We start from the raw sequence: 21,973 nt of genomic DNA, 5'->3' as shown, positions 1-21,973 counted from the left end.
TTGCCTTTTTTCATGGAATTTAAAGTAAATGTGAGAAAGGAGAAGCCATGTTTGTCATTTTTAAGAGTAGTAATGGAACAGAAATTGAGTCGGGTAAGCAATATTCGTTTCATGAGGCCTATGCCTTAACTAAACGATTAGAACGTGTGTATAGAGAAGCAGGACGTCAAGAACATATTGATTTTGATTTGTTAGATGGTCATGCTAATGAAATTTATAACGGTACATTATCACTTGGTTCGAGATATGCAGATCACATTTTTGATCACATTTCTAAAAAAATGAATGTAATGCAATTAGATCCAGAACAAGAGGAACAAAAAAAGGAGCTGTTAGAAACGTTAGAAAGGGAAATCAATGATTCTCCTTTTCATGAAGAATATGAATATCAAGAAGAATTACCAGTAAGAAAGGAAGAACCCTCTTATAGTCCATCGAATGAAATAGAGCCACAAATAAAGCCTGGAAAGGAAAATAGAAAAGGATTCAAGATTATTGTGAGTGTCATAGGAAGCGTGGTGTTAATTGGAGCTGGTGCCATATTTGCCTTTAAGTTATTCTCTTCCGAGCCAGTTTCGAGTGCAAATGCTGGTTCGGAACAATATGTAGTAAAAGGATTACAACAGGCAGCCATTCAGCAGTATGGAGAAGCCGTTAAATACTTCGATAAGGTCAATTACACAGAATTAGATAAAGATAGTCAGAAGGCAGTTTTATTTACTTATTTATTAAACGGAAAGGCAAATAAGGCATTACAATATGAGCCGAAATTTGCAGAAAGTGTGGTTGCTTATTTTATTGGGATAGACAACATGAATAAAATCAATGAAATTGATGTCAAAAATGATGTAATCGACTTTGAAAAGGCAGCGCTTAATAAGAAATATGAGGAGGTAATCAAACTTAAGGGGAAAGTCAATATGGATGGTAGACGTGAAAAACTCATTGTTGAAGCTTTTATAAATCTAAAAAAATATGAGGATTGTTATTCTTTTGCCAAAACGCAAGGAAATAAAAACGTAATGAAAGAGGTCAAAGAATTAGAGAAACGAGATATTCAGCAGTCTACGGTAAGTGAAGAGGAAAAGAAAGCTAAGATTGAAAAAATTGATAAAGATCTACAGAACATCTAAGGGGGAGAGAATAACATGCCTTTAAATTATGAGAATTTGTACAAAAAAATGGGAATTGTTTTTCTTGGTGGTTCATTGATATTGGGTACGACAGGTTGCAGTTGGTTTGGAAGTAAGGAATCATCAAAAAGTAAATCAGCTATTACAAAAAAGGTAGATAAGAATAAGCCGGAGGAAAAGAAAGAAGATCTGAACAAACAAGATTTTGAAGCAATTACAGAGAATGCAATTCAAAGTAAGGATAATGAAGTTGCTTATGTACTCGAAGAGCTGGATAAATCAAAAATTAATTTTAAGGAAAAATCTATTGTAAGTAATCTTCAAAACGGGGATGACACCACTTCTCGTGTTCTAGCACTCTTTGATAAAGAAACGACAGATAAATCAATTCAAGATACAGCAAAAGACAACGTGATTGCAGCTATTACAGATAATAAGCCACAAGTCACCGTGAATGGAGATCATTTTGCATTCGGTGATCAAAATATTGATTCTTCAGTAGCAAGTATAGGCGATATTCTTCCACCAGAGAAGAAACCAGATGTAATTTTGAACCCACCAATTATAACGGAGGGTGAGAATGGTAATACGGAAAATACAGGGACAGAAAAACCAAAGCCGCCAATAGAGCCGGAAAAACCAACAAATCCAGAGAAACCGACAGAGCCGGAAAAACCAACAAATCCAGAGAAACCGACAGAGCCGGAAAAACCAACAAATCCAGAGAAACCGACAGAGCCGGAAAAACCAACAAATCCAGGTAAACCAACAGATCCAGAAAAACCAACAGATCCAGAAAAACCAACAGAACCAGAGAAACCAACAGATCCAGAAAAACCAACAGAACCAGAGAAACCAACAGATCCAGAAAAACCAACAGAACCAGAGAAACCAACAGATCCAGAAAAGCCAACAGAACCGGAGAAACCAACAGAACCAGAGAAACCAACAGATCCGGAGAAACCAACAGATCCGGAGAAACCAACAGATCCGGAGAAACCAACAGATCCAGAAAAACCAACAGAACCAGAGAAACCAACAGATCCAGAAAAACCAACAGAACCAGAGAAACCAACAGATCCAGAAAAGCCAACAGAACCGGAGAAACCAACAGATCCAGAGAAACCAACAGATCCGGAGAAACCAACAGATCCGGAGAAACCAACAGATCCGGAGAAACCAACAGATCCAGAGAAACCAACAGATCCAGAGAAACCAACAGAACCGGAAAAACCAACAGATCCGGAGAAGCCAACAGAACCGGAAAAACCAACAGAACCGGAGAAACCAACAGAACCAGAGAAGCCAACAGAACCGGAAAAACCAACAGATCCGGAGAAACCAACAAATCCAGAGAAGCCAACAGAACCGGAAAAACCAACAAACCCAGAGAAGCCGACAGAACCAGAGAAAACAACGAATCAAGAAAAGCCAGTTCTGAAACAAAATGAAAAGATGGTAGCGAGTAAATAAAGAGAAAACAACTGATTTTGCCAAAAAGGTACTCATAAAAAGAGTACCTTTTTAATTTGAAGCTGGATTGAACAGAGGTGATACTTTGATATGTATAGTGAAAAAATATCAATCAAATATAAATTAGCTGAAAAAGAAGTACTCATTCCATTGAGTGCTTTTTTGTTTGTTGGAATGTTATTAATCGCTAATTTTTTACTCAACTTATCCTTAGAGCTGATAGAAACAACTTTTAGTGATTTATTACATCCCAAACCGTTTCATATGGAGATAGGATTTCTTTTTCGGATGCCAATTGCAGAGCATCCAATTTACTACTTGTTTGTTTTCCTTGTAGTGATTGGAACTATTGCAAGAACGGTGTATAAGCTGAAATCTTCCTTTAAAAACTTAAATAATCATCAGAAAGGTTCTAGTCGTTTTACAACAGTTGAAGAGTTGAAAAAGCAATACCGAGCTGTACCAGATCGAGAGGAATCATTTAAAGGTGGCGGTGGTGTTGTTATCTCCCGACTAGGTGATAAGGTATTCATTGATGATAGCCCGGTAAACAACTTAATTATTGGTACAACACGCTCTGGTAAAGGGGAAACCTATGTATTTCCTACAATTGATGTCTATTCTAGAGCGGAACATAAACCCTCCCTAATTTTTAATGATCCAAAGGGGGAATTGTTCAGCGCATCGAAAGAAACGCTGGAAGAACGAGGCTATCACATTGAAGTTTTGAACCTGTTAACTCCACTTGATTCTATGAGCTATAACTTGTTGCAGCTTGTCAAAGATGCCTATAAAGATGGGGATTATTCAACGGCACAGGCATTATGTAAAACACTTTCTCACACTTTGTATTACAACCCAACTGTAAAAGATCCTTTTTGGCAACAGTGCGCTATGAGCTTGTGTAACGCCATGATATTAGCCGTTACAGATAAATGTATTGCGGAAGGTACAGAAGAAAAAATCACAATGTACGCAGTTGCAAATATGTTATCAGAACTTGGTTCAAAAGAGGTAATCGTAGATCCGGAAGCAGATCCACAAAATGCATTAGATTTATACTTTGAAGGCTTACCAGCGGATAGCGTTGCGAAGATGCAATATGCAACCTCAAACTTCTCAAAAGGAACGACACGAGGCGGGATCTTCACCCAAACCATGAACGGACTTTCTATTTTTACATTTGATGAAATCGCTAAAATGACCGCAAAGAATAGTGTAGATTTAAAACGTGTTGGTTTTGGAAAAACGATAAAAGGAAAAGTAACACCTAGAAAACGAGTAGACATTGTATTTCCAGATGGCTCAAAGGAGTCTATCAAGGCAGATATTACAGGACGTTTTGCATTAGATTTCAAACAAGTAATACAAGTTGGAGATACCATTCAATGTAATGAAAAAGAAAACCCTCAAACGAAAACATCTATTACTATTACAAAAATAGATGAAAAAACGGGTCATACAGAATTTAAAATAGTAGAAGAAAATGAAGATATGAAAATAACAAAAGTGGATTATTTCGATAAGCCAGTTGCTATTTTTATGATTACACCAGACTTTGATTCTTCGAACCATGTGATTGCTTCTATTTTTGTAAGGCAGCTTTATTTTATATTGGCAAAGGGTGCATCTCTCGCTCGTGGAGGGAAATGTCACCGTGAAGTGGTTTTTTGCCTAGATGAGTTTGGAAATATGCCGAGTATTGAAGGAATGGCAAATATTATCACGGTTTGTCTTGGTAGAAATGTTCGCTTTAACCTTATCATCCAGGCATATGCACAATTAAAAAATAAGTATGGTGAAGATGCAGATACAATTGATGGAAACTGTGGGAATACGATCTACATTCTAACGAACGATCAAGAAACCGCCGAAAAAGTGTCCAAAAAACTAGGGAATCAGACGATTAACCTACCTTCCCGAAGTGGGAAAGGTCTTTCTACTGATAAAAATAAAACGGAAGGTCTAGACCAACGCCCACTGTTAACAGCAAATGAACTGATGAATTTTAAAGAAGGAGAAAGTGCCGTTATTCGTGTCATAAAACGTCAGGATAATAACCGAAAACGTATCAGACCTCGACCAATCTATAATACGGGAGAAACAGCTTTAAAATATAGATGGGAGTACTTAGGGGTAGAGTTCGATACAGATAAATCTATTTTAGATATAGATATTGATTCTCTACATGATGATGTAAATCCAAAATCACTTATTGTAGATTTTCTAGGACAGAGAAAAGCAGAACAAATTGAGCAAAAAACATCAGAACCAGAACAAGTACAAGAAGCTTCTTCTCAAATAGAGACACCGCAGCCAGTAGAAGAACCAACAATGATGGGAATTGATGAAGAGATTCCAGAAGAGGCGTTTCAGCAGGAAGATAGCCCGTTTAATTCCCTCTCCATTGAAAATTGGAAAGAAAAAACGGTTAATGAATTTTTCGAATCTGATTTAGCGGTTTTGAAACTGGTTGATAAGTTCTTTTTAGCGCAATTAGGTAAAGCAATAGATGAGGTTGAAAATCAAGAAATGGGCGAGTTTTACAGTGAATTTCAAATGTTAGCTCACAATGACCACATTGACAAAAGTGTTTATCAAGCAGTCGAAAACAAGATTAATCGAATATTGCGTGACTTAGAAGAAAAAGAACAAATAACAAGTTAGAAAAGCACTCAAATGATTGAGTGCTTTTTTGAATCTAAATATAAAGGGGGAAGAGGTAATGGGTGTACCGACAATAACGGATAAAATGCAATTGATTTTAGATAGTTACTCGCCATTTGTAACAGAAGAAAATGAGGTCATTCTTGGTTTAGAAGATGCGGTTCTTTTCCTTTCAGTAGATCGGGAACAAAAAGGGAAATTGATTATTCGTATTGACAGACTGAATGAGAGAGTGAATTGGACAGCAAAAGAAGTATTAGGGCAATAGCAAGCATGAGAGGAGGGTAAATCGTGAAAGATGAAGAGATTTTAAAAACTATAGAAGCGTTCTCGGATTATCTTCAAGTAGGAGACATCGTGAATTATGTATTACGTTGGTTAGGGTGGTTCCTAATTGTAGGCCTATCTTTAGTTGTAGATGCCTTAGAAGGTGTGACAGATGCCATACTGGGGATTAAAGGATTCTTTAATTCACCGGAAATACAAAAGTTTGTTGATATGCTATATCCATTGTTTGTCGTTCTTTTAGCCATATCGTTTTTATATATTGGCTACATGTTCATCATGAACAAACAAATGAACCGTTCTCAAATTATCATCAATATTTTCATAACATTGAGTGTACTTTGTTTATTAAGTACTGGTATGACAAAGGTCGATAAGTTCACCGATGATGCCATAGCGGTTGTAAAATCAGAGCAAAAAGGTTCCTTAAGTGATGAAATTATTAAGAAGAACATAACGGATGTAGCAGTGATAGATCAAAATGGATGGAAAAAGAAAGAGGATATGAATCCGAAAAATAATATTCCGGAAAAAAATATTAGACAAATTGATATTACTGAAAAGATAGATAAAGATTTTGAGTTTGCTAAGGATAAGGAATTATCCGAGGGTGGTCAAGATATTCTTAAGTATAAAAGGGTAATGGATGGGACGGGAGTCGCATCTTTAGCGGAATTAAAAGATGGATGGTTTGATTTCTTTCCAGAAAAGTATTATCGCTGGCATTGGAATTTTTGGAACATATTCTTTACTTTACTGATAACAGGATTAACTTTGTTATTGGTGAGTATTAAATTAGCTAGGTTATTTTATGAATTGGCATTTAACTACTTGTTAGCGAACATATTAGCACCAGCCGATGTTGCGAATGGTCAAAAGTTAAAAGCCGTGTTATCCAATATACTCAATATATTTATAGCAACGATTATGATATTCCTATCTTTGAAGCTATATATAATGGGAACGGCGTTTCTCCATGACAAACTAAGTGGTGTACCGTATCTGATTGCATTAGCCGCATTTAGTATGGCAGTTCTAGATGGTCCGGCAGTCGTAGAAAGGTTATTCGGTATAGATATTGGATTAAAGAGTAGTTGGGGCATGTTAGCAGGTGGTATAGCTGGTGATTTCGCACTTGGTAAAGGAATTGGTGCTCTTGCAAATTCAAAACCAATGAAGGGTCTCGGAAATATGATTGGAAAAGGAGCGAAAGGTGCAGCAGAAGGAACGGGTGTTGCAGCAGCTAAAACAGCAAGTGCGGCAGCGATGGCAACAGGTGGAATGGCTGGTCTCATAAGTGGTTTGAAAAATGGAAATGAATCTGAAAATAAAGATTCATTGCAAGATCAAATGAAAAAAGCTGGTGAGAAGAAAGTAAATGGAAAAGATGTAGCAAAAAATGAAAAAGAAAAAGGTAACTTAAATAAGGAAAAAGATAAAAAGAATGGTGGTACGCCATCTATTCAAGAAGACATGAAAAAAGGAGGGAACGAAAACCCAGGGGTAGCGAATGGGCAAGAATCGGGAACAACAAGTCTTCAAGATGAAATGAAAGAAGCTGGAAAATCAAATGGAACAAGTGAAGGAAGCCAAGCACCAGGAACAGTAAGGCAAGGAGCAAGTGAAGGAAGCCAAACACCAGGAACAGTAAGACAAGGAGCAAGTGAAGGAAGCCAAACACCAGGAACAGTAAGACAAGGAGCAAGTGAAGGAAGCCAAACACCAGGAACAGTAAGACAAGGAGCAAGTGAAGGAAGTCAAACACCAGGAACAGTAAGACAAGGAGCAAGTGAAGGAAGCCAAACACCAGGAACAGTAAGACAAGGAGCAAGTGAAGGAAGTCAAACACCAGGAACAGTAAGACAAGGAGCAAGTGAAGGAAGCCAAACACCAGGAACAGTAAGGCAAGGAGCAAATGAAGGAAGCCAAACACCAGGAACAGTAAGACAAGGGGTAAATGAAGGAGTTCAAACACCAGGAACAGTAAGACAAGGAGCAAATGAAGGAAGTCAAACATCAGGAACAGTAAGACAAGGAACAAGTGAAGGAAGTCAAACACCAGGAGGAGTAAGACAAGGAGCAAGTGAAGGAGTTCAAACACCAGGAACAGTAAAACCAGTACCAAGTGGAGGAAGCCCGGCACCAGTAGAAGCATCAAGACCAGTACCAAGTGGAGGAAGCCCGGCACCAGTGGAAACATCAAGACCAGTACCAAGTGGAGGAAGCCCGGCACCAGTAGAAGCATCAAGACCAGTACCAAGTGGAGGAAGCCCGGCACCAGTGGAAACATCAAGACCAGTACCAAGTGGAGGAAGCCCGGCACCAGTGGAAACATCAAGACCAGTACCAAGTGGAGGAAGCCCGGCACCAGTGGAAACACCAAGATCAGTACCAAGCGGAAGTAGCCCGGCATCAGCCGACATCACAACGGTGACACACAGTAGCCCAATTATTCCTTATGAAAGCGATAAAGAAGTGGCAGCAAGTAGAAGTCAGGAAACACGGACATTAGGACAATATACAACTGATAAAGTTAAAAATACAACATCATCCGTGAAACAAAAGGTAAGAGGAGTACAAGAACGCATTCATAATTCTGAAACGGTACAGAATACAAAGCGTTTTTATCAGATGGGGCAAAACACGGGTAAAAGTTGGAGAGATATTGTAAACAAAAATAAAAAGAATACGGATAAAAAATAAGCGTAATCGTACGCTTATTTTTTATTGTCGAAAAGGAGGGAATCCCGATGAGAAGCTATCGGATTCCGAAGGAAATCAGTACAGAATTACGGATTAATAAAGTGCTTTATTTAATAGATTTCTTTTTATTAATTGGCTTATTAGTTGTAACGATGATTCTTAGGAATTTTGTACATGATTCCTTTCAATTACCATTTGTTATTTTCATGGCAGTTATTGCAATTATCATGATTTGGCGTCCAAGTACGAATCCTCAAAAAAGAATGTATGAAGTGTTGATAATTACATTGCTAAGAAGGAAAGGTGCATATTGCGCCATTGATAACGATCAATAAGGGAGGGATCACACTATGGCGTTATTCAGCGAAAAAGATGTAGAGAAAGAAGAGCCAAAACAACTAGAAAGACCAAAGAAAAATACATTTCGATTTAACGAAAAAAATGTAAAAGAATCAATTACTGAACCAAAAGAAATTGTGAAGGTGGTACCCGACAAAAAGAAAGAAGAAAAACCAAAGGTAGAACCACAAGTAAAAAAACAGAAGAAAGAAAAGCCAAAGAAAGATGTTTCAAAAAAGAAAAATCCAAAACTGTTAGGTTTTTTATCTAGAAAAAAGAAAGAAGCACCACCAAAGGTAAAGAAAAGTATTGCGGAAATTATGCAAATTGTAGATATGACAGAGGATGGCATATTTGAACTGAAAAATGAGGAGTTTTTAGAAATTCTTCAAGTGGAAGGTGATGATATGTTCTCTAAGAATAGCGACGAGCAAGCATTTGTTATTTTCTCACATGCTTATTTTTATCAAGCCTACAAACAGTCCATTAAACTCGTTTTTTTAAATTTCCCATGTCAAACAACTGAACAACAACGTTATATAGAGAAGAAAATTAAAGAATGTACTAGTCCTTTGTATGAACGGATTTTAAATCAGAAGTTAAAAGAACTGCAGTTTTTAGAATGGGGCAGAACCAATCGGGAAGCCTTCCTATTTATTTACGGAGAAACGGAATTAATCGTAAAAGAACGTGTAGATGCAGCAAAACGATATATCAGGCGCTCTACTGAACTATTAGAGGTGGATGAAGAGAAAAAGTTAGAGCTTATGTTTAAATTGTTCAATCAAAATGCAAAATTAGGAACGAAAAATATATGGTAGTAAGGGGGCAACAATATGTTTGCGTTCAAGAGTAAAAAATCTAAAAAAGAAAAACAAGAGGAACTAAAAAAGAAGAAAGGTTATAACCCCTTTTTAGTGGCTAGAGTTCAGCCACAAGGGGGAATTAGTTTTAAAGAAAGTTATTTTCAAACAGGTGATGGATTAGGTACTTGTGTTCATGTTTTTGACTTTCCAACAGAGGTAAATGATTTTTGGTTAGAACAAATTATGAATATGCCAAATGTGATCACAACATTAGATGTCATGAGTGATGACCGAAAAGAAGTTGTTGAATCAATTAATAAATCCATGAGTGAACAAAGTGTCCGACATGATACAGCGAAGGATAATATAGATCGAATTGATGCGAAAAATGAATTTTTAGAGCTGGAAGCTCTCTATACGGATTTGAAACAAGGTGAGGTCATGAAACGTATTCACATTCGTATTTATGTTTCCGCTAGAACAATAGATGAGCTAGAAAAACAAGTAAAAGAGATCCTGGAAACATTAGAATCTTATAACTTTCGAGGAGCTGTCTTTTTAAATGAACAAGAGTATGAATGGGATGCACTCGTAACGAGCTTTGATACACAAAAAAATTATGTGAACCGAAGAAAAGGGAAAGAAATTCCGGCAGTCAGTTTGGCTGGTGGGTGTCCGTTTCATTATTCTTATTTGCACGATCCATACGGTACGTATTATGGAACAACGAAAACAAAAGGAAATGTTATTTTTGATATCTTCCATAAAGACAATCAAAGAAAGAGTTATAACGGTGTAATGATTGGGAAGTCTGGTGCGGGGAAATCAACATTGTTAAAAAAGAAAAGTGTGGATTATGCAAGTAAGGGTCATTTTGTTCGGATATTTGATGTGGTAGAAGAGTTTACAGATACGGTAGAAGAGCTAGGTGGAAAGACAATTGCGTTAGATGGATCACAAGGTCAGATTAACCCACTTCAAGTATATAAGACAGCAGAAAGTGAGGAAGTTAGTTTTACCCAGCATTTATCTAAACTAACAATTATTTATCGATTCATTGCGCCAGAAGCAAAAGATGATGAAATTAAAGAATATGAAAATTTGCTTCGTAAATTATATATTCGTATGGGATTATGGAATGACGAAAAAGGAGTAAAAAATGAAATTACAACAAGAAAATCGAAAGAATATCCGATCTTCTCTGACTTTTTAAAGTTTGTTCGCAAAGAGTTATATCAAGATGTAGCAGCTAAAAAGCATCATGATAATTTAGGGGACAGCAGACTTCATCGTTTAGAATTAATTGAATTAAATCTTACGAATTTAGTAGAAGCATATGCAGAATTATTTGATGGGCATACTACCATTGAAGATTTCAAGAAAGAACAGGTTGTATCTTTTTCTTTACGGAATATATCCAGTTTTAAACCAGAGGTATTCCAGGCACAGATCTTTAATGTGTTAAATCTTCTTTGGAATGAAATGATTTCAAATGGTGCGCCTCAATTAAAAGCCTTTAATAAAAAGCAACTTGCTTTTGAAGATGTAACTCGTTATTTCATTATTATTGACGAGGCGCATCATATCATAAACACGAAAAAAGAAAGCGCTCATGCTCTACAATTTTTAACAAAACTTAGTCGTGAAGATCGAAAATACTTTGCAGGTCTTTTATATGCAAGTCATACAATTCGAGATTTTGTACCGGAAGGATCTTCACAAGAAATGATTGATGAAATTAAAAAGTTATTTGAACTTACACAGTACAAATTTATTATGCAGCAAGATAATAACAGTTTAGATATGTTACGAAAAGTATTTGCAGGACAATTAAGTGAAAGTGAGATTGCAGCGATTCCACATTTGCCAACAGGGGATGTCATCTTAAGTATTGGGGCTGTAAAAAACATTCATTTTCATGTAGAAGTAACAGACGAAGAATTAATGTTATTCGGGGGAGGTGCTTAATACTATGCATCTAGTTTTAAAGGTTATACCAAAGAAATGGCTCATCACTTTAGCACTACTTGTGATGGGTCTTTTTTCTTTTCTTTTACTTGGAGTGGTTAGTATTTTCATAGCAGCAATGGGGAGCGATAGTGGAACAGACACAGGTGATATTACGTATACAGGTGAAGGGCAAGTCATGAATGTTTCGCCCGAAGTTTTAAAATGGGAGCCAACGATTCGGAAGCATGCGAAAGCCTTTGGTGTAGAACCGTTTGTCGCTTTAATGCTTGCTCAAATGATGCAAGAGAGTGGAGGACGTGGTAGTGATCCGATGCAGAGTTCCGAAGGCGCATTTAATACGAAATATTGTAAATCACCAAACTGTATTACAGATCCAGACTATAGTATTTGGGCTGGTGTACAGGAGTTTAAACATGCGATAGAAAGAGCCGGAGTAACGAGTCCTGGGGATATGGATCATATTAAAACAGCCCTTCAAGCCTACAATTTCGGGACAGGATTTTTTGATTTTGTTGGCGCAAATGGTGGCAAGTACACGAAAGAATTAGCAATCAAATTTTCACAACAACAGTATCAAAAAGTAAAACATACTGGTATGTATCATTGCCTTAGACCAGAAGCCGTACCATATCAAGCGTGTTATGGCGATATATTGTACGTTGACGCAGTTTTAAAGTATTATCAGCCGGGTTCTGTCGTTTCTGGTGGCGGAGGAAATCCAGGAAGTGGAGGAAGTAGCGGTTCAAAAGTTGCCGATGTAGGTCGCCAATGGATAGGGCGTTCTACCTATGTATTTGGTGGAGGACGTAACACAAATGACATTGCAAGAGGGATATTTGATTGTAGTAGTTTTGTACGCTGGGCATTCGAACAAGTAGGAATGTATACCAGTCCGATTGGTGCTGTAAGTACGGAAACATTAAATAAAATTGGTACAAAAGTATCAGCAAATGATATGAAACCGGGTGATGTTATTTTCTTTGATACCTACAAACATGACGGACACGTTGGCATTGTAATTGATAAAAATACTTTCATTGGATGCCAAACGAATAAAGGTGTTTCTATTGAAGATTTAAATAATCCGTATTGGAAAAAAGTCTTTTCTGGTCATGTAAGAAGGTTCTAAAAACCGAAAGAATAGGAGACTAAAAGAATGAAAGATAAACGAAAATCTTTGTTTATTGTGTTTGTCATTTTAGTTGTAGGTGTGACAGCTTTTAATATCTATTTGAGTAAAAAGTCAATGAGTGATGGTAAAGAAAAACAGCTAAAACTTTCAAATGAATTACTAACAAAACAAAATGAAGACTTAAAAAAACGACTGGATAAGGTACTTCCTTCCGCACAAGAACAACAGAGAAGAGCGTATTTATCGACAGCCGAAACGTTTATTCAATTATCATTTCATCGAGAAAAAGAAGGCTACAGTGAGCGAAAAGAAAAAGCAAAATCCATTATGAGTGAAGAACTATTACAACAATTTTATCCAACTGATAAATACGAATTAGGAGATACGTATAAAACAAAACCAATAGAAATGAAGTTTTATTTACAAGAAAATGAACCGGATAAAGAGGAGGTAAATGTCTTAGCTGAATTTATAAATGTCACGACAGATTCAACGCAAAACCGAGAAGAAAAAGTAAACAATGTGTTACGAATCATCATGAAAAAAGAAAAGGAAACATGGCGAGTTACAAGTGTGGAAGAGTTAAATATGAAAGTTTTATAACGAAAAAAGTGGGGTGAGAGTGTGATAGGTGCAATTGGTAAGAAGAGTGAAAGAATCAATCTAAGAAAAAATAAGTCGTGGATCTACTTAACAATTATCAGCTTTCTGTTTTTTGGTTTCTTCGCTTTCTTAACATCTAAAATTTACATGCCAAACGATGAAAAACTATTTCATACTGAGACAAATAAAGTAATTAAATTGTCGGGTATGGGGAAATTAATTGTAGAAAAAAGGGAATACAATCCACACAAAAACTTTATACAAATTTACTTTCGATTAGAAGGGTATGAAGAGACAGGATATACATTTAAAGCACAGCAAAAATCAAATCCAGGTGTTCAATTACCTGTCAAAGTATTATATGAGGAGAACGGAAAATACGTAGTAGAAATAAAAGACTTATCTCCGAATTGGGGAGCGTTAGCTTTCGATATTTACAATAAAAATGGTGAAAAAGAACAAATGGATATTCGTAAATTCACACAAGATGTGAACGAAGCTGAAGAAGAAAATGCAGCAACAAAAAGTCCGAATAAATTAGTTCAGACGATTTTTACCGATCAAAGAAAAACAAAAGCAAATGATGAATTGTTAGCTGAAGATAAAAAAACATATGAGCTAGATTTTATAGAAAGAGACAAAAAGGATATAGAAACAAAGATAAAAAATTATGGGAAAGCAATCAAACTAGAAGAAGAAAATGCGAAGACAGTTTATGAAAAAGTAAAAGAATTACAGGATGAAATGAAGTACCAAACTGAAGCAGAAAAAACGGAAACACAATCCAAAATAGCATCCTTAGAATCAAAAATAAAATCATCAGAAAAGAACGTGGAATTGTTTAAAGGAGAACAAAAAATTGCACGAGATAAGATCAAAAAATTAGAGCAAAAATCACAAGAAATTAATAAAAAGTGAAAAAAGATATAGGGACACAATGGAGACATTGAGGTGAAATAAGGGGACACGAAAGGGACGCTAAGAAAAAATAACGGGACATGATGGAGACATTAATCAAAAAGATAGGGACGTAATGGGGACATTCAACTTCTTTCCTTGTTCCCATCGTTTTGCTAGGCTCCGCCTAGCTTCACACCTTAGGTGGGAACAAAAACCCCTTATGCTCTTCTCACTATTTTTTAATCTCTACCCACAATTGCAGAAAGGAGAGAGAAAAGTGGAAATTAGAATAAGAGAAGTAGATCCAATTGCCGTAAAGAAAATAGATGAAATTGCAAAGAGGAAAGGATTATCCCGGCAGAAATTTTTGAAAGACCAAATTGAAATGTTGGCATTTTTTCAGCAACAAAATAAAAGGGAAATGGAATTAGAAAACCTCATTGAAAAGAACATCCATATGATGAGTGATTGTTATAGCGCAATGGAAAAAATGAATGAGTTTATTCAACTGATGATGCAGGATATTGAAAATGAGTAATGCGGTTCCTGTTCAGTCTTCCGTCACACCGGGTGTTGTTTTAAAAACGAAATTTGTGTTACCAAGTTCCGATGCGTTTCAGAACTATATTGAGTATGTAGATCGAGAGGAAGCGAAAAGTGAAGTGAAGCTGAATCCGAAAATGTTCGAAACGTATCAAGACTATATGGGGAATTCAGAAAAGACATCGGCACTATTTACGGAGCACGCAAATCGTTTAACAGAAAGTGAGAAAAAGTCCTTAAAGGAAATGTTTAAAACCGCTCATGAAAATGGAAGTATCATGTGGCAAGATGTCATTTCTTTTCATAATCCCTGGTTAGAGAAACAAGGAATTTATGATGAGAAAACAAAAACATTGGATGAAAAAAAGTTAATGGATGTAACACGGCTTGCGATGAAGGAAATGCAAAAAAGAGAGGGGATAGAAAAAAGTTCAATCTGGTCAGCAGCTATTCATTTTAACACGGACAATATTCATATTCATGTAGCAACTGTTGAACCATTTCCAACGAGAGAACGTGGCAAAAGAAAACCAAAAACATTGGATGCGATGAAGGGGAAAGTCGTAAATAATTTGTTAGATCGTAAGCAGGAACAAAAGCAAATTAATGATTTAATTAGAAATAATATGGTGGGAAGTAAAAAAGAAGATTCCGTTTTTGATTGGCGCAATCAACATTTGAAACCACTGTTTTTACGAATTTATAAACAGTTACCAAGTGATAAAAGACAGTGGCAATATAGCTACAATACAATTCAACCATTGAAGCCGGAAATTGATGAATTAAGCAGGCGATATATTCAACATCATCATAAAAAAGATTACGATCAATTTCTCAAAAAGTTAGACAAAGAAGTGCAAGTTTTTAAAGAAGCTTATGGGGAAGGAAAGTATGATAAGAAGCAATATGAAAATTATAAAACGAATAAAATCAATGACCTATATAAAAGAATGGGAAACGCCTTTTTACAAGAAATGAAGGCATATGATAAGGAACAAAAGAGAATCCATCACATGAAAAAATCAAAGCCGTTTCAAAAATTTCAACAGAATGTATCTATTCAGTATTCCATGAAAAAGGTGGAACGTGCTTTTAAAAGTGAGTATGAAAGCTGGAAGAATCAAAAGTATTATGAGCGTATGCAAAGGGAAAATGCATATGAAAACGAAAGGGGTTAGAGCATGGAGAATAAAAAAATAAGAATGAAGTTATCGTTAAATGAAAATGTTCATCAATACATTCAAGATTATATGGATGAAAATAATATTACACATCCAGGTGATGCTATATCGAAAATTTGTATGGAGCATCAAGCATCAAAAAGTTCAGAATGGTCATTGAATTATATTTCCGAAATTGTATCAAAGAATCTACACGATGTGTTGAAAAGTGAACTAACAAAAATTCGTCTTGGTGCAAACAGTGCAGATCGAAATACACAAGTTCTAATTGAATTAATGAATGGATACTTTTTTGCTAACGACTTGGATTTAGAAAGCATTATTACAACAGATAAAATAGAAGTCGGTGGCGTAAAGATAGCAAAAGAAGTTGTAGCGGAACGGATTAGTAATGCAAGACAAAAACGTATAGATCATGAGGCATCAAAGAACAATGTAACGTAAGCTACATTGTTTCTTTTTATAAAAAAACAGGAGGTTAGTAGGATGTTATTATTTCATGAAGATATCGCATTAGGAGTCATTAAAGAGGTTGGAGAAGGTGAACTTGTTTTACTTGTAAAAGAGGAAGAACTAACAATCAAAATTACACGAGAACAAGAAGAAGAACTTGCAGTCCATGTCATGAATCAAGAAAATATGTTAGTTCCGGTTAATGTGAAAACTCATGAGCTTTTCTTTGATACAGCTGAGAGATGGAATGAAGAAGAAATGGAGGAATTACAAAGTGCGAGTGAAAGTGTAGGAGAAGAATATGAGTAAAAGTTATAAGAAAAAGTATCAAAAGAAATCACCGGAAGAAAAAAGAGAAGAGGTTCAAGCTTTAACAAAAAAGATGGAAAAAAACGTAGAAGGCTATTTTCGTACACCAGAAGATATGAAAGAATATTTAACGTTTATGGCAAAGTTTTATAAATATTCACCACAAAATGTTTCGTTAATACAAGCACAATTTCCAGGAGCCCAAGCAGTGGGCTCTTTTTCTTTTTGGGAAAAAGCGGGCTTCCCTGTTGTTACAGGCGTAGGACATAAAGGAATTAAAATTCTTGTTCCAAACAGAACTGTAGCAAAATTTAAAGATAAAGATGGGACATGGAAATCCGTTACAAAGGCGAGTGAGCAAGAGAAAAAACAAATTGAATCTAAAAGCGTAGAAGTGAAACCAAGTCGCTTATATTTTGCTATCGGTCATGTGTTTGATGTGTCCCAAACAAACGCAAAAGCGGAAGATCTTCCTCGTATTTTTCCGAATCGTTGGCTAGACGGGAGCGTAACAGATTACAAGAGTTTGTACAAGGGAATGGAAGCCATTGCAAAAAAAAACGGTGTGAAAATTATTGAGCCGAAGCAAGAACTTGGGGTCGCAAAGGGGGTTAGTTACACCTTAACAAAAGAGGTTGCTTTGAATCCTAGAAACAGTGAATTACAAAATGTTAAAACACTTCTTCATGAATTGGCACATGCCAAACTTCATACAGCAGAGACACATATGAATTACACAGCACCAGAAAAAGAGTTTCAAGCAGAAATGACAGCTTACGCCGTTTCTTCTTATTTTGGAATTGATACAAGCGAATATTCATTAGGATATTTAGCGAGCTGGACACAAGGAAAAGAAATGAAGGATAAAACAAGATTATTAAAAGAAGTACATGAAACTTCGATTGAATTTATTGAAACAATTGAAAACACACTAGAAAAGGACAAAGAACAAATAAATGAAAAAGAGGTGGAAAGTATGGCAAATAGAAATGAAAAGCAGGACGAAAAAAATATTTTGTTGGTTGAATTTATGAGTTTAAGTAACACGACACAAGAGCTTGTTTCCGTTACGGAGTTAAGGGAACAAGCGGATAGAAACAGAGCGTTTGAGCCCGTAGAAGGCGCAGAAAAATTGAGTGATAAAGAATTTATTGATGCATTTAACGAAGCGAATCAAGAAAAGTATGCAGCACTAAATCAAAATGAAATAAATCGTCCAACTATGTTAGTTCAGTGGAGCGAAAACGAAAATTTTAAAGGTAGTCAGTTGATTCCATTTGGAGAGGCCAATGAAAAAATGGCTGAAGTCATTAAAAATATTGAAAAAGCAAAAGAGGAAGCAAGAGAAAGGGATGAATACGTACCATATGATAAAACTCGTTATCATATTGCCATTCCAAAAGAAGTAGATAGAGATTTTGGGAGAATGGAGCTTGTGAGTATGGATCGTTTGGATATGGGGGATGGGGACTACAAGACACCATATGAACAAGTATTAAACGAGAAAAGGTATTTATCGGATGAAGTAAAACAAGCGTTACGAGATGAAGTGATGAATTATAGAAATAACAAAGAAATACCGATGGAAAAAGCACAGGAAAATACAATAGAAAAACCGAAAGAGACACCCAATCACTTAGTTACAATTGAAGTATTAGCAAACGGTATACAAGATGAAGAGCTTGCAAGAATCCACATGATGGATGCCGTTACGAAAGATATCAGTTATTTGTCTGTATGGAATCAAGATAAAACAGATCGGGACGATTTATATGTTTCCCTCATGGAAAAGAACGGAAAACGAGAAAATGTCTATTTAGATAACATTTTGAAACCAGATTTATATGAAAAGGTTCAAAGTTCTATCTTTGATGGAAGAGGGAATTTGTCATTTGTTGTTTATGAAAAAGATGCAAATATGAGTCTAGATGAAATCGTAAAAGATGAACGATATGGACTCTTGGTTGATAAAGCGGAGGCACAAAAAGATTACTTATTTAATGAGAAAGAAGTGGAATTATATAAGGAAATGAAGACAGATGGATATGCACCTATTGCTTCTCTAGATCAACAAATTCAGCCTTTAAAAGAAAAGGAGCCAACTACATTAGATAAAGATTTAAGCCGAAAATTCGAAGCATACAGACGTTCACAATATGAAGAGACACCAGATAATATTGATAGCATTGTCACTCGTGTAAAAGCTGAAGAACGGTATTATACAACGAAATATGTTTCGATTGATAATGAGCTGGTAAGCCAGGAACACGTAGTAAAATTAGAAAACCAGGTGGATGAGAAGCTTGGAAAAGAAGGAATAACGGTGAATCAGTCAACAACTACAAAGGAAATGAATTTTGATAAAAATTTTCAGCCATTGAATGGAAAACAAACGAATGATAAAGAAAAAGACAAGAAAATAGATCCTGGTAATGTAGATCAGTCGAAGTCTACAAAGAAATCGGGTAGAAAAAAAGAAACAATGGAGATGGAACGATGAAAAATTTAATAACAGGAATACCAGATTAAATCATTTTTTGTTACTCAATTGAGATAGCGGAGAGTGATTTTTTTATATCTAAAAATGAAAGAGGGTAAAAGGAAAAGCCCTCTTTCTTATTTATAGAACGAAAGGAGAGAATGCCATGAATGTATGGCTGTTTGCGGGCTGTATGTTCCTTGTAGCTGTCTTTTTGAACATGTTGCTATTATTTGGTCACAGAATAATGAAAAAGCGCAGAAATAAGAAATGGAAGCGTGAAACTGAAATTGTAGATTAATAGGAGGTAATACGTATGGGGAAAACATTGTTTATTGCAGAAAAACCGAAGGTAGCTGTTGAATTATTAAAATCACCTAGATTTAGAAACTCACAAAAATATCCGGGTAGTAAACCGTATTACGGATACTATGAAAATGAAAATTACATTATTAGTTGGTGCCGTGGGCATTTATTAGAGTTAAAACATCCGGAAGAGATGGACGAGAGATACAAAGAATTTAAATTTGATCACTTACCTATTATTTTAGAGCCAGAATATAAAGAGAAATCGGATAGTCTAGAACAAATTCAAATATTAGTTAAGTTGTTAAATCGTTCCGATGTAGATCATGTGGTCAACTCCTGTGATGCAGATAGAGAAGGTGAGCTTATCTATCGTGAATTATATGAATATGCAGGTGTGAACAAGCGAGAATCACGCCTATTTATCTCTTCTTATGAAGCCGCAGAACTAGAGGGAGCCTTGAACCGATTAGAACCAGGAACAGATTATGATGGGCTTGCACAATCCGCTAAAGCAAGGCAATACCTGGATTATATTCTAGGAATTAATGTTACAAGGGGCTGTACATCGAAACTAGCAAGAAACCAATTTTTATTGGCTTCTGGTCGTGTTCAAATGTGTATCTTAAATGAAATCCGTCAAAGGGAAATCGCTATCCAAAATTATAAAGAACAAACCTATTACAATTTGAAGCTACTAACCGAAAATGGTTTATCACCAGTAATGAAAACAGAAGAACAACTGATAGATCCATCGCCACTACAAAAGCTTGGAGATAGCTTGAAAGGAACGGATGCAATCGTAACGGAATTTAAAGAAAGTACGAGAAAAAAGAAACCAAAATTATTGTATAACTTAACTGACATTTACAAAGATGCTCACGCCAAACTGAAGATAAATGCGGAAACAGCAAAAGAACATATTCAGAGTTTATATGAAGAAGGCTTTATCACGTATCCTCGTTCTTCATCGAGGCATTTACCTACAGAACAAGTGGAACGAGTGAAAGAAGTAATGGCAGCATTAGAAAAAAGCACTTATGCAAATCTCGTACAACAAGTGGTTCCATCTTCTATTACGAAAAAACATACTACTTTTAATGATGAGTTAGTCAGTAGTCACTTTGCCATCATCCCAACAACAAAATTATATGTCGGGACCAACCGAAATCCATTAGAAAAACAGTTATATGACTTGATTGTAAAACGATTTATCGGGAATTTTATGAAACCAGCAATCTATCTGGTGAGAGAAGTACATTTTATAGATCAAGAGGGCAACACATACAGTACAAAAGAAAAGATCCTACAAGAGAAAGGGTTTCTAAGTGTGTTTCAAGAGGATATAGAAGAGGGATCAGTTGAAGCATTTCAGATACCTATTTTACGAGAAGGAGATTCTTTCAGAATCGTTCAGTATGACTTGATTGAGTCTCGAACCAAGAAACCAGCCTTTCATACGGAAAGTTCCATTTTAACCTTTATGGAGACAGCAGGGCGTAAATTAGATGATGAACATTTGAAAGAACTTATGAAAGGAAAACGGATTGGGACAGTCGCAACGGAAGAAACGTTTATTCCGAAATTGTTAGAGCGAAGCTATATTGATGTTACCAACAGTCAGATTCGAACCACTAATATTGGTCGTGCGTTTATAGATGCTTTTCCGGTAGATGAAATCAAAAATCCAGCTTATACGGCTGAAATGGAAGGGATGATCTACATGATCGAAAAGAAAGAAATGAAATATGAGGAATTCGTAGAGCAAACAAATACGTTTGTAAAAGACACGGTGGAACAATTAGGCGCAATGGATGATAAGGTGTCGGATAGCATTATTAATACTTGGAATCAACAAATTGAAGTGTGTAAATGCCCTTGTAGAAAAGGAAAAATCCTTCATAAAGGCAATTTTTACGGGTGCAGTAATTATCCGGAATGTGGAATCTCCTTACCGAAAAAAATTAAAGAAAAAGCGATTCCGGAAGCGCAAGCGAAAAAGCTGTTCGAAGATAAGAAAACAGATCTTTTAAAAGGATTTAAGTCCAATGAGAAAGAGTTTGCCGCTTATTTAGTGTTACATGAAGGAAAAGTAAAATTTCAGTTCCCAACACAAGAGGAGCTGTCATTTGGTAAATGTCCAAAATGTAAAAAAGGGGATATGCTTCATCGTAAAACATTTTATGGATGTACGGAGCATAAAAATGGATGTGATTTTATGTTACCAGCCAAGATGAAAGGGAAAGCAATCCCTGGTAATCAGATGAAAAAGTTAATTCAATATAAAACAACGGATTTTATCAACGGCTTTCAAGGAGAAAAGGGAGAATTTACAGCAGCTATCTATATGGAAGCGGACGGAAGTTTGAAATTCCGTTTTCCAACGACTGAAGATCGTACCATTGGTAAATGTCCATTGTGTAAGAGTAGGGTTCTTGTAGGGAAAAGTAACTACTTATGTGAGAAATACAAAAAAGGCTGTGACTTCATTATTTTTGGTACATTCTCTGGGAAAAATTTAAGTAGTAACCATGTGAAAAAGTTATTAGAAAAGAATGTAACGGATCAGATTAAAGGGTTTATCTCGAACAAAAACGGGAAGAAATTTGACGCTCGTTTATCATACAGCGTACAGGAGAAGCGATTAAAATTCTTATTCGGCAAATAAAAATTGAATGCATGTAAAAGAG

At 35.9% G+C, this 21,973-nt stretch carries 18 protein-coding genes; all 18 read left to right on the top strand.

Annotation, left to right across the window (positions count from 1 at the left end; all coding sequences use genetic code 11):
• Positions 1-47 precede the first annotated feature (47 nt).
• The 18 genes from ILT06_RS28230 to ILT06_RS28150 all read left to right on the top strand — a co-directional run bounded on the left by ILT06_RS28230 (position 48) and on the right by ILT06_RS28150 (position 21,951).
• Entirely contained in the window at positions 48-1,133 is a 1,086-nt protein-coding gene (locus tag ILT06_RS28230; RefSeq protein ID WP_098625499.1) for a hypothetical protein, read from the top strand.
• 15 nt (positions 1,134-1,148) lie between these two features.
• Entirely contained in the window at positions 1,149-2,606 is a 1,458-nt protein-coding gene (locus ILT06_RS28225; RefSeq protein ID WP_222655713.1) for a hypothetical protein, read from the top strand.
• A gap of 90 nt (positions 2,607-2,696) precedes the next feature.
• Complete coding sequence (locus tag ILT06_RS28220) at positions 2,697-5,273, top strand: VirD4-like conjugal transfer protein, CD1115 family (protein WP_222655712.1); 2,577 nt, start codon at positions 2,697-2,699, stop codon at positions 5,271-5,273.
• Between the two features lie 58 nt (positions 5,274-5,331).
• Positions 5,332-5,541, top strand: a complete 210-nt coding sequence (locus ILT06_RS28215; RefSeq protein ID WP_000538815.1) for a hypothetical protein — start codon at positions 5,332-5,334, stop codon at positions 5,539-5,541.
• Between the two features lie 23 nt (positions 5,542-5,564).
• Positions 5,565-8,261, top strand: a complete 2,697-nt coding sequence (locus ILT06_RS28210) for a pLS20_p028 family conjugation system transmembrane protein (protein WP_222655711.1) — start codon at positions 5,565-5,567, stop codon at positions 8,259-8,261.
• A 47-nt stretch (positions 8,262-8,308) separates the two neighbouring features.
• Entirely contained in the window at positions 8,309-8,596 is a 288-nt protein-coding gene (locus ILT06_RS28205; protein WP_001258275.1) for a DUF5592 family protein, read from the top strand.
• A 15-nt stretch (positions 8,597-8,611) separates the two neighbouring features.
• Positions 8,612-9,421 carry a hypothetical protein gene (locus tag ILT06_RS28200; RefSeq protein WP_222655710.1) on the top strand — a complete coding sequence of 270 codons (810 nt, stop codon included), beginning with the start codon at positions 8,612-8,614 and terminating at the stop codon, positions 9,419-9,421.
• Between the two features lie 15 nt (positions 9,422-9,436).
• Positions 9,437-11,374 (top strand): VirB4 family type IV secretion system protein, encoded by a 1,938-nt coding sequence (locus ILT06_RS28195; protein WP_222655709.1) that lies wholly within the window; start codon positions 9,437-9,439, stop codon positions 11,372-11,374.
• 4 nt (positions 11,375-11,378) lie between these two features.
• Positions 11,379-12,506, top strand: coding sequence for a bifunctional lytic transglycosylase/C40 family peptidase (locus ILT06_RS28190; protein WP_071714078.1), 1,128 nt, complete (start codon positions 11,379-11,381; stop codon positions 12,504-12,506).
• A 27-nt stretch (positions 12,507-12,533) separates the two neighbouring features.
• Positions 12,534-13,112 carry a hypothetical protein gene (locus tag ILT06_RS28185; RefSeq protein ID WP_000653494.1) on the top strand — a complete coding sequence of 193 codons (579 nt, stop codon included), beginning with the start codon at positions 12,534-12,536 and terminating at the stop codon, positions 13,110-13,112.
• Positions 13,113-13,133: 21 nt separating this feature from the next.
• Complete coding sequence (locus ILT06_RS28180) at positions 13,134-14,030, top strand: hypothetical protein (RefSeq protein WP_222655708.1); 897 nt, start codon at positions 13,134-13,136, stop codon at positions 14,028-14,030.
• Positions 14,031-14,289: 259 nt separating this feature from the next.
• Positions 14,290-14,550, top strand: coding sequence for a hypothetical protein (locus tag ILT06_RS28175; RefSeq protein ID WP_222655707.1), 261 nt, complete (start codon positions 14,290-14,292; stop codon positions 14,548-14,550).
• A complete protein-coding gene (mobP2, locus tag ILT06_RS28170; RefSeq protein WP_222655706.1) occupies positions 14,543-15,733 on the top strand; it encodes a MobP2 family relaxase in 1,191 nt (396 codons plus the stop codon). The genes ILT06_RS28175 and mobP2 overlap by 8 nt, the downstream gene beginning before the upstream one ends.
• Before the next feature lie 3 nt (positions 15,734-15,736).
• Complete coding sequence (locus ILT06_RS28165; RefSeq protein WP_098645839.1) at positions 15,737-16,180, top strand: hypothetical protein; 444 nt, start codon at positions 15,737-15,739, stop codon at positions 16,178-16,180.
• Positions 16,181-16,222: 42 nt separating this feature from the next.
• A complete protein-coding gene (locus ILT06_RS28160; RefSeq protein ID WP_222655705.1) occupies positions 16,223-16,498 on the top strand; it encodes a hypothetical protein in 276 nt (91 codons plus the stop codon).
• Positions 16,491-18,998 (top strand): LPD25 domain-containing protein, encoded by a 2,508-nt coding sequence (locus ILT06_RS28155; RefSeq protein WP_222655704.1) that lies wholly within the window; start codon positions 16,491-16,493, stop codon positions 18,996-18,998. Before ILT06_RS28160 ends, ILT06_RS28155 begins: the two co-directional genes overlap by 8 nt.
• A 145-nt stretch (positions 18,999-19,143) precedes the next feature.
• Positions 19,144-19,278, top strand: coding sequence for a hypothetical protein (locus ILT06_RS32720; protein ID WP_255257104.1), 135 nt, complete (start codon positions 19,144-19,146; stop codon positions 19,276-19,278).
• 15 nt (positions 19,279-19,293) lie between these two features.
• Positions 19,294-21,951 (top strand): type IA DNA topoisomerase, encoded by a 2,658-nt coding sequence (locus ILT06_RS28150; protein WP_222655703.1) that lies wholly within the window; start codon positions 19,294-19,296, stop codon positions 21,949-21,951.
• Positions 21,952-21,973 lie beyond the last annotated feature (22 nt).

Source organism: Bacillus sp. 17RED48 (assembly GCF_019837545.1).
Taxonomy (GTDB): domain Bacteria; phylum Bacillota; class Bacilli; order Bacillales; family Bacillaceae_G; genus Bacillus_A; species Bacillus_A wiedmannii.
The sequence above is the reverse complement of the archived record's forward strand: the minus strand, read 5'-3'. Positions and strand labels throughout refer to the sequence as shown.